The sequence below is a fragment of the Streptomyces sp. NPDC054786 genome (assembly GCF_053611685.1).
The window spans coordinates 50492-65279 of the sequence record NZ_JBSHAW010000004.1 but is presented as its reverse complement, the minus strand read 5'-3'; the positions used below and the strand labels follow the sequence as shown (position 1 = coordinate 65279).

Genomic DNA, 14788 nt, shown 5'->3' with positions numbered 1-14788 from the left:
CTCGCCCCGAACGACGGCCGGTCCCCGGGTTCCGGGGGCCGGCTTTCACCCGTCCGGGGGTGCTTCGTGGGTGCGGTCGGTGGCGTTCAGGATGTGTTCAGGCTGCGGCTGGGAGCGTTGGGCGGCGTGCGGCGTCATCGCTGAGCGCGGTGTACCTCGTACTCGCCATTTGCCACCATTGTGCGTACTCCGCAGGGCCCCACGGCACGACGTGTGGCGATGCGGAGGCGCCTCCCAGGAGGGATCGACCTTGCCTGAGCCCGAAGTCCTGACCGACATGGACGTCGCCGGTACCGACAGGTACGTGCTGCGGAAGCTCCCCGAGGTCACACTGGCCTTCTGGGTCATGAAGATCGCCGCGACGACCCTCGGCGAGACGGCCGGTGACCTCTTTGCCCAGACCCTCAAGCTCGGCTACTTCCTGACCACCATCGCGCTGTTCCTGATCTTCGTGGTCACGCTGGTCGTGCAGCTCCGGTCGCGGCGCTACAACCCCTTCTTCTACTGGACGGTCATCCTGTCCACGAGCATGGCGGGCACCACGATGTCCGACTTCATGAACCGGGACGCCAGCGCCAAGTTCCTCACCGACGGCGCGAAGTCGCTCGGCTGGGGACCGCAGGGCCTGGGGCTGGGCTACCCCACAGGGGCCGCCATTCTGATCTCGCTGCTGCTCGCCATCTTCGTCATCTGGAAGCGCACCGGCCTGACGTTCGCCATCCGCGACATCGTCACCTTCCGCGCGGAGGCCCTCTTCTGGGCGGCGATCCTCGTGTCGAACACGCTCGGCACCTCGATGGGCGACTTCCTCTCCGACAGCTCCGGGCTCGGATACGCGGGCGGCGCCCTGCTCGTCACCGGTGTGCTCGCCGTACTCGTCGTCCTGATGCGGGTGCCGGCCGTGCCGAACGTGGTGCTGTTCTGGATCGCCTTCGTGCTCACCCGGCCCCTCGGGGCGACCGCCGGCGACTTCCTCACCAAGCCGCTCGCCAAGGGCGGTCTCGACCTCGGCACGGCGGGTTCTTCGGCGGTGCTCCTGGCGGTGCTCATCGGCCTCATGGGTTATGCCCACGTACAGGAGCGCAGGACCGCGGTCCCCCAGGACAAGACCCTCACGGGTGTTTCCTGAGCATCACCGGGACAGGCGCGGTGTCCGCAGCTGTCCCGCCTGGGGGCGTCGGGCGGGACAGAGGCATCCGGCGGGCAGGCTGACCACGAAGCGCGTGCCCGGGGTGTGCCCGGCGTCATGGGTCACTTCACCGCCGGCGGAGCCCTCCTCCCCACATCGGCCCGCCCCCGCACGCCCGTCCTCTCGGTGCCCCGTCCCGGCCTTCCCGCTCTCCCACCGGAGGTGATCGACCTCTCCCCTCTTCCTGCACTACAACATGTAGGGTTTAGGGACCCTACGGGCTGTAGGGCGGATTGTGGGAGGTGCTTTTGGTGGACGGGGCGAATGCCGTCTTCATACCCGCGCAGGCGGAAGTGGAGGAAGTCTGGCCGCGCGACGGCCAGATCCTCATCCGCGGAATGGTGGCGGGCGGGGGCTCGCGGGAAGACGGGACGCTGGTCGTCCGCTCCCGGGAATCCACAGGCAGCGAACTGCGTCTGTCGACCGCTGGTACGGGCGGCCGGTTCGGGGCGTCCATCGGCCTCGACGAGCTGGCCGCGGCCTGCTCCGGAGCCGAGCAGACCTGGGATCTGTATCTGAAGCTTCCCGGCCGGGCCGAGATCCTGCGGCTGGGGCGCCACCTGGACGACATCGTGGGGAAGAAGAAGATCTTCACCTACCCGGCCCAGGCGGTGGCGGGCATGTGGATCGAGCCGTACTACACGGTGAAGGACAACCTGTCGGTCGTCTGCCGTCGGGAGGCACCATGAAGATCCGCTTCCTGCTGCTCAACGCCTACACCGTCGGCGGCACCGTACGGACGGTGATCAGTCAGGCGAACGCCCTGGTCGCCGCCGGCCATGAGGTGGAAGTCGTCAGCGTGTGGCGCCGCCGGGAGACTCCGGTCTTCGCCCTCGACCGCCGCGTGCGCCTGCGCCCGCTGCTCGACGTATCCGCTGCCGCGCCCACCTGGCGCCGGCGTTGGGAGTCACTGGCCATGCGGGGGCCAAGTCGCCTGGTGCCGAAGGCGGAAGTGCGCTACCACCGGTTCAACCGGCTCACGGACCGCCGCATCGTGCGCTATCTCCAGTCGCTGGAGGACGGGATAGTCGTCGGGACCCGGCCGGCCTTGAATCTGCTGATCGCGCGGTATGCGCCGGAGGGCGTGGCGAGGGTGGCGCAGGAACATCTGCACTACGCGCACCACAAGCCCGAGCTCGCCGATGCCATCCGGGAGTTCTACCCGCAGCTGGACGCGGTCACGGTGCTCACCGATGCCGATGAGCGCGCCTACCGTTCGGCGCTGACCGTGTCCGATGTGCGGATCGCGCGCATACCCAACCCGCTCCACGGCGCCACGGCCCAGCGTTCGACCCTGCGTCGGCCGGTGGTGGTCGCGGCCGGGCGGCTGGTCAGGTCCAAGGGGTTCGACCAGATGATCACTGCCTTCGACGAGGTCGCCCGCGAGCATCCCGACTGGCAGCTGCGGATCTTCGGCTCGGGGCCGGAGAAGCAGCGGCTGCGCGACCTCATCCACGCCCGCCACCTGTACAACCACGTCTACTTGATGGGCGCCACCACGCATCTGGACGAGGAACTCGCCAAGGCCTCGCTGTTCGTCCTGAGCTCCCGGCACGAAGGCTTCGGAATGGTCCTCGCCGAGGCGATGAGCCATGGCGTGCCGGTGATCAGCTATGACTGCCCGCAGGGTCCGAGGGAGATCATCACCGACGGCGAGGACGGCCTGCTCGTCGCCCCGGACGACACCGGCGGCCTCGCTGCCGCCATGACCCGGTTGATCGAGGACGAGCCGCTGCGCGACAAGTTGGGCGAACGGGCCGTCGTCTCCGCCCGCCGCTACGACATGGATCTTCTCCGGCCTCGATGGGAGCGGCTCTTCGCCGAGTTGCTCGATGCCAAGCACGGTTCCGAACTGCTCGTCGCCTGAGCGCCCCTACGCGCCGTAAGGTGGGGGTCATGGTTCCCGGCAATTCCCGTGGCGAAGGCGAACGCCGCAGCTCTGGTGAGCTGGAGAGCGAGGTCCTCGCCGCGCTGTGGGCGTCCGAGCGGCCGATGACCCCCACCGAGGTCCAGACGGACATCGGCGGACTCGCCTACAACACGGTGCACACCATCCTCAAGCGCCTGTACGACAAGGGCCTGGTCGTGCGCGGTGCCGACGGCCGGCGAGGGGCGTACCGTCCGGCCAAGAACGCGGCGCAGCTGACGGCCGAGGTGATGCATCAGGCCCTGGACCGCGGCCCCGACCCCATCGCCGCGCTCCAGCAGTTCGTGACCGGACTCAGCCCGGCGGAGGAACGGGCGCTGCGGGAACTTCTCGGCGGGGGCAGCGACACATGAGGGTCGATGTGTACGTGCCCCTGGTCCTCGCGGTGCTGCTGGCCGTGGCGGCTCCGGGGGTGGGCCGGGTGCTCGCCCCCGCCTACGCGGCACGGGCCCTGGTCATCACCGGTGGGGTGACGGCAGCGGCCTCGGTGTGGGCGCTGATGCTGCTGGGCGGCACGCTCCTGGACGACGCGCCGCCAGTGATAGCCGAGGCGCAGGAGGACCGCCTGCACATCCCCGAGCCCGTCCCGGAGGTCATCGCCGTACTGGCCATCGCCCTGCTCGTATGGGGCGCGTACCGAGCCCACCGGGTCCTACGGGCCCATCGCGCCACCCTGCGGAACCTGAAGCGACTGCGCGAGACGCATCCCGCGGACAGTGAGCTCATCGTCATCACCTCCAGCACCCCCCAGGCGTTCGCGCTGCCCGGCACGGACGGCCGGATCGTGGTCACCTCCGCCATGCTCGCGGGCCTGGACGCGCACGAGCGCCGGGTCCTGCTCGCCCACGAGCGCGCCCATCTGCGGCACCGGCACGACCGGCTCCGGCTGGTCGCCGACCTCGCCGCGGCCGTGGTCCCGGTGCTCATACCCCTGCGGGAAACGGTCACCTTCCTGCTGGAGAGGTGGGCGGACGAGGACGCGGCCGAGACCGGCGCCGGACGCGAGACCACGGCCCGGGCCGTCGCCCGCGCCGCGCTGCTCTCCCACCGCAGCCGTCTCTCCTCCGCGCTGCACCTCTCCCAACTGGCCGTCACCCGACGCGTCGCGGCCCTCCAGGCCGCACCCCTTCCCCGCGCCCGGCTGCTGGCCGTCGCGGTACTCGCCTCGGCGATCCTCCCCGCCGTCGGAGCCGCCGACGCGACCAGCGACTTCCTCCACTTCCTGGGGAGCGCCCTCACGCCTTAGGGCCCGACAAGGTCTGGTGAGCCGCGAGCGAGCCGGGCGCGGCTACCTCTACTGACCGGTGCGTGACGAGGCCGGACACGCCGCAGCCGGTATGCACGACCTGTTGGAGCAGGGCGGAGACCGCGCGGTATTCCGGCTGACTCATGTCCGCTGGCCGAGTGTTCCCCATGCGTCATGCCCTGTCCGCGCTCGTTGCGGCCGGGCACGCGCGGTGTGGCGATGAGCCGGCTGCCGATCATCGGGGCGTCCTCGATGACCATGAGGTGTGCCACCGATCACGCGACCGCGGGCCCGTTGAGCGGGCCCGGGCTCTGCGCCCCTCCCTCCGCTCCCCGCCGCGCGAGACCGGGCCGGACCTGAACGGAACCTGAACGCGTCCACCGATGCCCTCGTCCTCGTTCACGGGGGCGGGGCGGGCCGGGGTAATACTGGCGAGGTGACCGCTGCCCGCATTCTGATCGTCGAGGACGACCACGGCCTGCGCGACGTCCTCGCGCGCGGCCTGCGCGAGGAGGACTTCGACGTCGTGACCGCCACTGACGGTGCCGCGGCGCTGCGCCGCGTCGACGCGGCGGTGGACGCGGTGGTACTCGACATCGGGCTGCCGGATTCCGACGGACGGGATGTCTGCCAGGCGATGCGCGGTGCGGGCATCACGGCACCGGTGATCTTCCTGACCGCCCGCGGCAATCTCACCGACCGGCTCGCCGGGTTCGCCTCGGGCGGCGATGACTACCTCCCCAAGCCGTTCCATCTGAGTGAGCTGGCGGCCCGGATCCGGGCGGTCCTGCGCCGCGGGGGCAGCGGCAACGCGCTCGCCGACAGTGCGGGCGCGCTGCGTCTGGACCCAGTACGGCACGAGCTGACGGTGCACGGCGAGGCGGTCCCGCTGACCCCTACGGAGTTCCGGCTGCTGGCCTGTCTCATGGCGGACCCGGGAGCCGTGGTACGCCGCAAGGCGCTGGTGCGGGCGGGCTGGCCGGAGGGGGCGCAGGTCAGTGACAACACCCTGGACCAGTACCTGGCACGGCTGCGGCGCAAGCTGCGCGAGGCGGACAGCCCGCACGGCATCAGCACCGCACGCGGCGTCGGCTACCGCTTCTCATGAAACGCATTCCCGGGAAACGCTTCCCCGCCCCACGCACCCTGCGTGGCCGGCTGGCGCTGATGGCGCTGGCCACCGGCGCGCTGTGGGTCGCCGTGCTGACGACGGTGTTCAATCTGGCCCTCGACAAGCGGCTGCACGAGCAGGCCGACGACGTGCTCCGTACCCGGGCGGAGGCGGTGGCGGCCACCGTGGAGGCACGGCCCGGCGGGCGGCTGCTCGTCCACGAGCCCGCGCAGGACCAGGCATTGGACACCGGCGTGTGGATCTTCCAGGGCAACCGCGCGATCGAGAAGCCGCCCGGCGTGCCTGCCGGTCTGCAACGGCAGGCGGCGCTGCTGGCGGGCCACGGCGAGGCGTTTGCCGAGACCGGCGGGCCCGGAGCGACCCGGCTCTATGCCTTCCCGGTCAAGGCCCCCGACGGCCGCCGGCAGGCGGGCACCGTGGTCTCGTCCGTGATCCTCGACCCGTATCGCAGTACAGCGGAGGCCGCCCTGGCCGGGTCGATCGCGCTGGCGGCGCTGCTGCTGGGCACCATCTATCTGCTGACCCGGCTCGTGGTGCGCCGGGCCCTGCGGCCCGTCGCCGCCATGAGTGACCAGGCCGCGCGGTGGAGTGCGGCCGGAGCCCCGGAACGCTTCGGCGCCGTCGGCCGCCCCGACGAGCTCGCTTCCTTCGCTACCAGTCTCGACGCCCTGCTGGACCGGCTCGCCGCCGTGTTGCGACATGAGCAGCAGCAGGCCGCCGAGCTGTCCCACGAGCTGCGGACGCCGTTGGCGCGGATCACCGCGGAAGCCGACTGGCTGACCCGCCGTCCGCGCGATGCGGACGAACAGGCGGCCTCCCACGAAGCCATCGCGGGCGCCGCCGCCACCATGCAGCAGATCTGCGACACCCTGCTCTCCGAGGTCCGGACGCGCAGCTCACAGACCCCCGGGCGCTGCCGTTTCCCCGACCTGGCGCACCAGTTGGCCGAGCGCATCGCCGCCGCACACCCCGGTGCCCCCACGGTCGGCGTGGTCGGTGAGGCGGTGGACATCGGTGTCTCGCCCGCCGTCGCCGAGCGGATTCTGATGCCGCTGCTGGACAACGCCCTCCGGTATGCCGAGCACTCGGTCACCCTCGCCTGCACCGCGGCGGCCGGTGCGGTCACGGTGGAAGTCAGCGACGACGGGCCCGGTGTGCCCGAGGAGTTCGTCGCCTCGCTCTTCGAGCCCGGCCGTCGTGCGCGGCCCGAGGACGGACACGACGGCGCGGGGCTCGGCCTGGCGCTTGCCCGGCGTCTGGCCCGCGCGGCCGGCGGCGACATCACCCTGGCCGGCGGCGGGCCCGGGGCACGCTTCACCGTTACTCTTCCCGCGGGCTGACCGCTCCGGCTCGCTGGTGGTACCGCGCTCACCACACCTGCAGTCTTAGCGGGCTGACCGGTGTTTCTGCAGTTCAGAGGGGTTCGGAGGGCGACACCGGTGGGCAGGTGTCGGCGTCTTTCCACACCTCTGGCAGGGTGCATGCTGACCCATTGCTGAGATACATGGCGCCTGGTCAGGTAACAAGTCACTACGGGTCCGGCGTCTGATCTGCCCGTAGCGGACACCATGGTGTCCGCTACGGCAGGCTGAAGGGATCGAGAATGTTCCGCAAGGTACTGGTCGCCAATCGTGGTGAGATCGCGATTCGCGCATTCCGTGCCAGCTACGAGCTGGGCGCGAAAACCGCTGCCGTCTTCCCGCACGAGGACCGCAATTCACTGCACCGGCTGAAGGCCGACGAGGCACATGAGATCGGCGAGCCGGGACACCCGGTGCGTGCCTACCTCTCCGTGGAGGAGATCGTCCGTGCCGCGCGCAGGGCGGGAGCGGACGCGGTGTACCCGGGCTATGGGTTCCTGTCCGAGAACCCCGAGCTGGCGCGTGCGTGCGAGGAGGCGGGCATCACGTTCGTCGGGCCGGGCACGGACACGCTCGAACTGACCGGGAACAAGGCCCGCGCGGTGGCCGCCGCGCGCGCGGCCGGCGTACCGGTGCTCGGTTCCTCGGAGCCCTCCACCGACGTGGACGAACTGGTACGTGCCGCCGAGGACATCGGCTTTCCCGTGTTCGTCAAGGCGGTCGCCGGCGGCGGAGGGCGCGGTATGCGGCGCGTCGAGGACCCCGACATGCTGCGCGAGTCCATCGAGGCGGCGGCCCGCGAGGCCGCGTCCGCGTTCGGCGATCCCACCGTCTTCCTGGAGAAAGCCGTCGTCGACCCCCGCCACATCGAGGTGCAGATCCTCGCCGACGGGCACGGCAATGTCATCCACCTCTTCGAGCGCGACTGCTCGCTTCAACGCCGGCACCAGAAGGTGATCGAACTCGCGCCCGCGCCGAATCTCGACCCGGCACTGCGCGAGCGGATCTGCGCCGACGCCGTGACGTTCGCCCGGCAGATCGGCTACCGCAACGCGGGCACCGTGGAGTTCCTCCTCGACCGCGACGGGAACCACGTCTTCATCGAGATGAACCCGCGCATCCAGGTCGAGCACACGGTGACCGAGGAGGTCACCGACGTCGACCTCGTGCAGGCGCAGCTGCGTATCGCCGCAGGTGAGACGCTGCCCGATCTCGGTCTCACGCAGGACACGGTCGTCCTGCACGGCGCCGCGCTGCAGTGCCGTATCACCACCGAGGACCCCGCCAACGGCTTCCGCCCGGACACCGGCAGGATCAGCGCCTACCGGTCGCCGGGCGGCTCGGGGATCCGGCTGGACGGCGGCACCACGCACGCCGGTACGGAGATCAGCGCGCACTTCGATTCGATGCTGGTCAAACTCACCTGCCGGGGACGGGACTTCAGCACCGCCATCGGCCGGGCCCGGCGCGCGGTGGCCGAGTTCCGCATCCGCGGTGTCGCCACGAACATCCCGTTCCTGCAAGCCGTGCTCGACGACCCGGACTTCCGGGCCGGGCGGGTCACCACGTCGTTCATCGAAGAGCGCCCGCACCTGCTCACCGCGCGCCACTCCGCCGACCGCGGCACGAAGCTGCTCACCTACCTCGCGGACGTGACGGTGAACAAGCCGCACGGCGCACGGCCCGAACTGATCGACCCGATCACCAAACTGCCACCCCTGCCCGCCACCGAACCGCCCGCCGGCTCCCGGCAGCGGCTTGCCGAGCTCGGCCCGGAACGGTTCGCCCGGTGGCTGCGTGAGTCACCGGTCATCGGAGTCACCGACACCACTTTCCGGGACGCCCATCAGTCGCTGCTCGCCACCCGGGTCCGTACCAGGGACATGCTCGCCGTGGCCCCGCTGGTGGCACGGACGGTGCCGCAACTGCTGTCACTGGAGTGCTGGGGCGGCGCCACCTACGACGTCGCGCTCCGCTTCCTCGCCGAGGACCCCTGGGAGCGCCTGGCCGCACTCCGTGAAGCCGTACCGAACATCTGCCTGCAGATGCTGCTGCGCGGCCGCAACACCGTGGGCTACACGCCGTACCCGACCGAGATGACCGACGCCTTCGTGCAGGAGGCCACGGCCACCGGTATCGACATCTTCCGGATCTTCGACGCGCTCAACGACGTCGGGCAGATGCGGCCCGCCATCGATGCTGTACGGGAGACCGGAAAGGCCGTCGCCGAGGTCGCCCTGTGCTACACCTCCGACCTGTCCGACCCGTCCGAGCGGCTGTACACCCTGGACTACTACCTCCGCCTGGCCGAGCAGATCGTGGAGGCCGGCGCTCATGTCCTGGCCATCAAGGACATGGCGGGGCTGCTGCGGGCGCCTGCCGCCGAGACGCTCGTATCAGCCCTGCGGCGCGAGTTCGACCTGCCGGTGCACCTGCACACCCATGACACCGCGGGCGGCCAGCTGGCCACCTACCTCGCCGCGATCCGGGCCGGCGCGGACGCGGTGGACGGTGCGGTGGCGTCCATGGCCGGCACCACCTCGCAGCCTTCGCTGTCGGCGATCGTGGCCGCGACCGATCACTCCGCACGGCCCACCGGGCTGGATCTGAAGGCGATCGGGGACCTGGAACCGTACTGGGAGAGCGTCCGCAGGATCTATGCGCCGTTCGAGGCGGGCCTGGCCTCGCCGACCGGCCGCGTGTACCACCACGAAATCCCGGGCGGGCAGCTCTCCAACCTGCGTACGCAGGCAGTCGCGCTCGGCCTGGGGGACCGCTTCGAGGAGATCGAGGCGATGTACGCCGCCGCCGACCGGATTCTCGGCCGTCTGGTGAAGGTGACCCCGTCGTCCAAGGTGGTCGGGGACCTGGCTCTGCACCTGGTGGGCGCCGGGGTGAAGCCGGAGGACTTCGAGGCGACGCCGAACGAGTTCGACATCCCCGATTCCGTCATCGGTTTCCTGCGCGGCGAGTTGGGCAACCCGCCCGGCGGGTGGCCCGAGCCGTTCCGCGCCATGGCGCTGGAAGGCCGCGCCGAACCCAGGCCCGTGCAGGAACTGACCGCGGAGGACCAGACGGGACTGGAGAAGGACCGGCGCGCGACGCTCAACCGGCTGCTGTTCCCCGGTCCGGCGCGCGACTTCGAGACACACCGCCAGGCCTACGGCGATACGAGCGTGCTGGACAGCAAGGACTTCTTCTACGGGCTGCGTTCCGGGACGGAGTACGCCGTCGACCTCGAGCCGGGCGTACGGCTCCTGATCGAGCTGGAGGCCGTTGGCGAGGCCGACGAACGCGGCATGCGCACCGTGGTGTCCACCCTGAACGGCCAGCTGCGGCCGATCCAGGTTCGCGACACCGCAGCGGCCGCCGACGTACCGGTGACGGAGAAGGCCGACCGGGGCAACCCCGGCCATGTCGCCGCGCCGTTCGCCGGAGTGGTGACGCTCGCGGTGGCCGAGGGCGACGAGGTGGAGGCCGGCACCACAGTGGCCACCATCGAGGCGATGAAGATGGAAGCCGCGATCACCGCCCCGAAGACCGGGCGGGTGGCCAGGCTGGCCATCAACCAGATCCAACAGGTGGAGGGAGGCGATCTCCTCGTCGACATCGCGTGAATCGCCTCTCGCCGCGGCGGTCGCTCAGCCGAGCTGACGCGCTTCCGTAAGGGACTCCGGCGCACGGAGATCAGAGGCGCTCGGCCGACACCGAAGAGCGGTCGATGAGCGTCGGCGTCCTGCCGGACTCGCCAGGTCATGGCTCGCCGCCCGGGAGCAAGACGTACCGTGACGGGCCCCGCCGTCCATCACTGCGGCGGCGGGGTATCCGGCACACGGCACCTCGGCAGGCCTCGCCTGTGGTGGCAGCCGGGCCGCCCCGCCGGGCGGGGAGCCTGCGGCGATCTGTTGCCTGCAGACGGGCGGCGCCAGAGGGCGGGCCGGCTCGAAGCACCACCGGATCACCCGGTGAGTGCAACCCGACACTCACCGTGTTCCTGGTTCGTGGCAAACCACACCATTGTCACCCAGCTCCTTGCCGCTGCTGGATGCCGTCCCGCCCTTCCGTGGCCGCGCGGTCGGCCACGAGGCAGAGCGGTCTCGCTCTTCGCCGACCGTGGCATCGCCCCGAATGACGTCGATGCGTGTTCGCCCGCCGACGCTGCGTATGTCTCATGCCCGATTGTGACGGGGCCAACTGCGGGATGGCGACGCCTGTGCGCATGCTTCCCGGCGGAGTAGCGAGAGAGCGAGAACGGCGATGTCCAAACCCCGCAAGTCCATGGCCTTGACCACCGGTGTCCTGGCCACCACCACGTTGGTGGTGGCGGTCTGCGGCGTCAGCGGCGCCGCCGCGTCCCAGCCCGACGACGCCAAGGGCAGGAACACATCCGTCCCGGTGCTGCCCGCGCGCTTCACACAGCAGAAGGTCCAGTGGACGGCCTGCGGCGCGGATGTCACCCCCAAGGCCGTGCCCGGCGCGGAGTGCGGCTGGGTGACGGTGCCTGTGGACTACGCCGCCCCGGACGGGAAGACCGTCAAACTGCGTGTGTCGCGGGTGCAGGCCAAGGACCACAGTCATCGACTGGGGTCACTGCTCTTCAACCCAGGCGGGCCCGGCGCGGGCGGTGCGGCCGACGTGGCCGACGGAAACTGGCAGGCCGGCAAACAGGCGCGGGCCCGCTACGACCTGGTCGGCTTCGACCCTCGAGGCATAGCCGGGTCCGGGCAGATCAAGTGCCCCGACGGCGTGGCACAGGAGCCCGAGAATCCGCCGCGTACCGAAGCGGAGGCCAAGAAGGCGTTCGCCGACGCGACCAAGCGTGCCCAGGCTTGCCGGCGGGCGAGCGGCGCGGTTCTCGGGCACATGGACAGCGTGAGCGTCGCGCGCGACCTGGACGTGCTGCGTACGGTCCTGGGCGACACCAAGTTGAATTACACCGGCTTCTCCTACGGCACCTTCATCGGCCAGCAGTACATGAAGCTGTTTCCCGGCAAGGTGGGCCGGATGGTGCTCGACGGTGTCGTCAACCCCGCCGCCGACATGCAGCAGGTCGCCCGCCGCGACGTCAAGACGTCCGATGACGCGATGCGTCGATACGCCCAGGACCTCGTCGCGCGCCGGGACGACCGTCTGGGAGCCACGGCCGAGGAGATTCTGCGGAGGCTCACCACGTTCGCCAAGAAACTGGCACAGAAGCCACTGCGAGGCGCCGACGGTGAGAAATTCACCGACGCCACCCTGTCCACGTATCTGGACACGGCCGTGACGGCCGAAGAGAACTGGAAGCCACTGACCAAGGCGCTGGTAGCCGCCATGGACGGGGACGGGGCCGCCTTCGACCGCTTCGAGGCCGGGACGGCCGGCGGGAGCGGTGGCGAGAACCCGACGCCGCAGGAGGAACGGACCGAGGAGAACGAGTCGATGAGCATGCCGGCGGTGCTGTGCCTGGACTCCCCGTCCGCTCCGAAGTCCCCGAAGCAGATGCTCGACACCGCCGACGCGTTCGCCAAGCAGTCGCCGCTCTTCGGGCGCTCCTACGCCTGGCAGATGATCGACTGCGCGACCTGGCCGATCGCCCCCACCGGTGGGGCCGAGCCGATCAAGGCATCCGGGGCGGCGCCGGTGCTGCTGGTGTCGTACACCGACGATGCGCACACTCCGCTGGAGAACGCGCAGGCGGTGCAGCGGCAGTTGGATCACAGCTCGCTGCTCGTACGCAAGGGCGAGGGGCACGGGGCGTACGGCTCGGAGCATCCGTCCACGTGCACCGACCGTGCCGTCGACAGATATCTGGTCGGGGGAAAGCTGCCGGGCAAGACTGCCAACTGCCCGCGCTGACACCTGCAGGCCTGCGAAGTTCTGACGAAAGCGGTAGCGGGTCGCTGACGTCAGCCCAGGTGAGCGAGTCCAGCTACAGCCCCAGGAGTTCAAGCGGATCGCCGAGCTGTCCGTGCTGATCTGCGGGCCCGCCCGGTCGCCCGGATCCGCACGAACCTCGGGATCCGGTGCCGGTTCCGGCAGGGCGACCTGGGCCCGGGTGTCATTGCGATCAGGAGGACCCCAGGTCGGCGGACAACCAGTGTTCCGGCTGCAGGTAGATGGCGATATGCTCACCGAGCTGGGTGCGGTCGTACTCGACGAAGTCGGCGACCTTGTCCTGTGGGAGGTACCGCGCGGCCATCTCCCAGGATCGCTCGCGGCTGTCTGATTCCGTCCTGGTGACCGGTCCCTCCACCGACACGTAACGCACTGTCGGCTCGGTCCGCTGCACCATCAGACTGAAGCGCCCTGCAGAGCGAATTGCTCGCGCTTTCCGAGAATCAGGCCCGGTACGCACCCACAGTTCGCCGCCGGGCGTGTAGTGATACCAGATGGGCACTGTCAGCGGTGCGCGGTCTGGCCGCTCGACCACCGACAGCGCACCGATGTGAGGTTCCGCCAGAAACTGTTCTCGTTCTCGCATCGATAGCGTCATGTGCCCGACCGTAACCCGACCGACCGCTCACAGAAAGGCAGAAACAGGGAATGTCGAGGCCGGACGAGCCGGCGAACAGTGGGCGCCTGCGGACCACCATGGACATCACGAGGACAACGAACATCGCCCCGACTCTTCTTCCGGTACCTATCTTTGCGGTCACGAAGTAACCCCTACTCCCTCTCGACGAAAAGCGGCGGAGCGCCGCGTGCGCCTCACCGGCGGCACAATGGGATGCACGCCGGTTTGGCATGCCGTAATAGAGCAGCAGCAGCTCCCAGGCAGACAAGGAAAGACTGCAAACTTCGTGGTCGTTCTCACCAACTGCCGCCACACCCACGAGCCTTACACCGACGACCACGAAGTTCTGGCACGGACAGAACGGCACCGGCAAACGGGGAGCGCGACATTACCGTGAGAAGGCGGCCCTTCCACCGCAGCGCCAGGCCCTCGCAGCGCCGGACACCGTCCCAGGCCGTGGAACAGGCCCGGCACCTGCTCGCACGCCACCGCGCCGGCCCATACCTGCGGCCGACCCGCGGTAATCCGCTTCGCCGTCCTCGACGCAGGAGCCTTAGATTTTGTCGCATGACGAATGAACCCGTACGCGCCGAGCGGCTGCTGGAAGCCCAGGCCAAGGCCGAGGCACTGTTCCATGAGATCGCGGCCCGCGGCCTGGTGGCCTCCGGCGAGAGCGAGCGTGCAGTCAGCGACCGCATCCGCGACCTGGCGAACGACATGTTCGGCACCACCCGCCACTGGCACAAACGGATCATCCGCTCCGGACCCAACACCCTCCAGCCGTACCGGGAGAACCCACCGAACCGCACCATCGGCACCGACGACATCGCCTTCGCCGACTTCGGCCCGATTTTCGAGGAGTACGAAGCCGACTTCGGCCGCACCTACGTCCTGGGCGACGACCCCGCCAAACACCGCCTCCGGGACACCCTTCCGCAGGTCTTCGCGGCAGGACGCCAAGCCTTCGAGGCAGCCCCGGACATCACCGGCAAGCAGCTGTACGCCGAGGTCGAACACCTCGCCGTCGAAGCCGGCTGGACCCTGGGAGGGTGGCACGCGGGACACCTGGTCGGCGAATTCCCCCACGAGACGATCGACGGCGCCGACATCGAGTCCTACATCGCCCCGGGCAACGACACCCCGCTGCGCCGTACCGACAAGGCCGGCCGGCGGTGCCACTGGATCCTGGAGATCCACCTCATCGACACAGAACGAGAAATCGGCGGCTTCTACGAGCAGCTGCTGGACCTCGGCTGACGCACCATCTGCTCGGCCCGGTGGTCTGGGACGGCCTCACCGCGCGTGCCGTCGGCGGTCACGGATCCGCGTTCCTGCACGGCGCGGCCCTCGCCGACGCGCTCGCCGCCGTACCGTCCGAGTGGCGGCCGGGGGAGCCGGTGCCGCTGATCCTTCCGGCAGGGTGAGCGGTGGCCGGTC

The 14788-nt window shown here is 70.0% G+C and carries 12 protein-coding genes; 11 read left to right on the top strand and 1 reads right to left on the bottom strand.

Annotated features, from left to right (window positions below; all coding sequences use genetic code 11):
* Positions 1–250 precede the first annotated feature (250 nt).
* The 9 genes from ACWGI6_RS05080 to ACWGI6_RS05040 all read left to right on the top strand — a co-directional run bounded on the left by ACWGI6_RS05080 (position 251) and on the right by ACWGI6_RS05040 (position 12693).
* Complete coding sequence (locus tag ACWGI6_RS05080) at positions 251–1129, top strand: COG4705 family protein (RefSeq protein ID WP_453266192.1); 879 nt, start codon at positions 251–253, stop codon at positions 1127–1129.
* Between the two features lie 311 nt (positions 1130–1440).
* Positions 1441–1878, top strand: coding sequence for a hypothetical protein (locus ACWGI6_RS05075; RefSeq protein WP_453266191.1), 438 nt, complete (start codon positions 1441–1443; stop codon positions 1876–1878).
* Positions 1875–3056, top strand: a complete 1182-nt coding sequence (locus ACWGI6_RS05070) for a glycosyltransferase family 4 protein (RefSeq protein WP_453266190.1) — start codon at positions 1875–1877, stop codon at positions 3054–3056. Before ACWGI6_RS05075 ends, ACWGI6_RS05070 begins: the two co-directional genes overlap by 4 nt.
* Positions 3057–3085: 29 nt before the next feature.
* Complete coding sequence (locus tag ACWGI6_RS05065; RefSeq protein WP_453266189.1) at positions 3086–3469, top strand: BlaI/MecI/CopY family transcriptional regulator; 384 nt, start codon at positions 3086–3088, stop codon at positions 3467–3469.
* Complete coding sequence (locus ACWGI6_RS05060; RefSeq protein ID WP_453266188.1) at positions 3466–4362, top strand: M56 family metallopeptidase; 897 nt, start codon at positions 3466–3468, stop codon at positions 4360–4362. Before ACWGI6_RS05065 ends, ACWGI6_RS05060 begins: the two co-directional genes overlap by 4 nt.
* Positions 4363–4798: 436 nt before the next feature.
* Complete coding sequence (locus ACWGI6_RS05055) at positions 4799–5470, top strand: response regulator transcription factor (RefSeq protein ID WP_453266187.1); 672 nt, start codon at positions 4799–4801, stop codon at positions 5468–5470.
* Positions 5467–6834: an ATP-binding protein gene (locus tag ACWGI6_RS05050; RefSeq protein ID WP_453266186.1), complete on the top strand. Its 1368-nt coding sequence runs from the start codon at positions 5467–5469 to the stop codon at positions 6832–6834. The genes ACWGI6_RS05055 and ACWGI6_RS05050 overlap by 4 nt, the downstream gene beginning before the upstream one ends.
* Positions 6835–7097: 263 nt before the next feature.
* On the top strand, positions 7098–10472 hold the full coding sequence (locus ACWGI6_RS05045) for a pyruvate carboxylase (RefSeq protein WP_453266185.1): 3375 nt from the start codon (positions 7098–7100) through the stop codon (positions 10470–10472).
* A gap of 640 nt (positions 10473–11112) precedes the next feature.
* The gene (locus ACWGI6_RS05040) at positions 11113–12693 is read left to right on the top strand and encodes an alpha/beta hydrolase (protein WP_453266184.1); all 1581 of its coding nucleotides are present in this window, start codon (positions 11113–11115) and stop codon (positions 12691–12693) included.
* A 211-nt stretch (positions 12694–12904) separates the two neighbouring features.
* On the opposite strand, the gene ACWGI6_RS05035 is transcribed toward ACWGI6_RS05040, so the two are convergent.
* Positions 12905–13330: a pyridoxamine 5'-phosphate oxidase family protein gene (locus tag ACWGI6_RS05035; protein ID WP_453266183.1), complete on the bottom strand. Its 426-nt coding sequence runs from the start codon at positions 13328–13330 to the stop codon at positions 12905–12907.
* 588 nt (positions 13331–13918) lie between these two features.
* Between ACWGI6_RS05035 and ACWGI6_RS05030 the strand changes: the two genes are divergently transcribed.
* Together ACWGI6_RS05030 and ACWGI6_RS05025 are read left to right on the top strand one after the other, a co-directional pair.
* Positions 13919–14608 carry a M24 family metallopeptidase gene (locus tag ACWGI6_RS05030; protein WP_453266182.1) on the top strand — a complete coding sequence of 230 codons (690 nt, stop codon included), beginning with the start codon at positions 13919–13921 and terminating at the stop codon, positions 14606–14608.
* A 20-nt stretch (positions 14609–14628) separates the two neighbouring features.
* On the top strand, positions 14629–14775 hold the full coding sequence (locus ACWGI6_RS05025) for a hypothetical protein (protein WP_453266181.1): 147 nt from the start codon (positions 14629–14631) through the stop codon (positions 14773–14775).
* Positions 14776–14788: the final 13 nt, after the last annotated feature.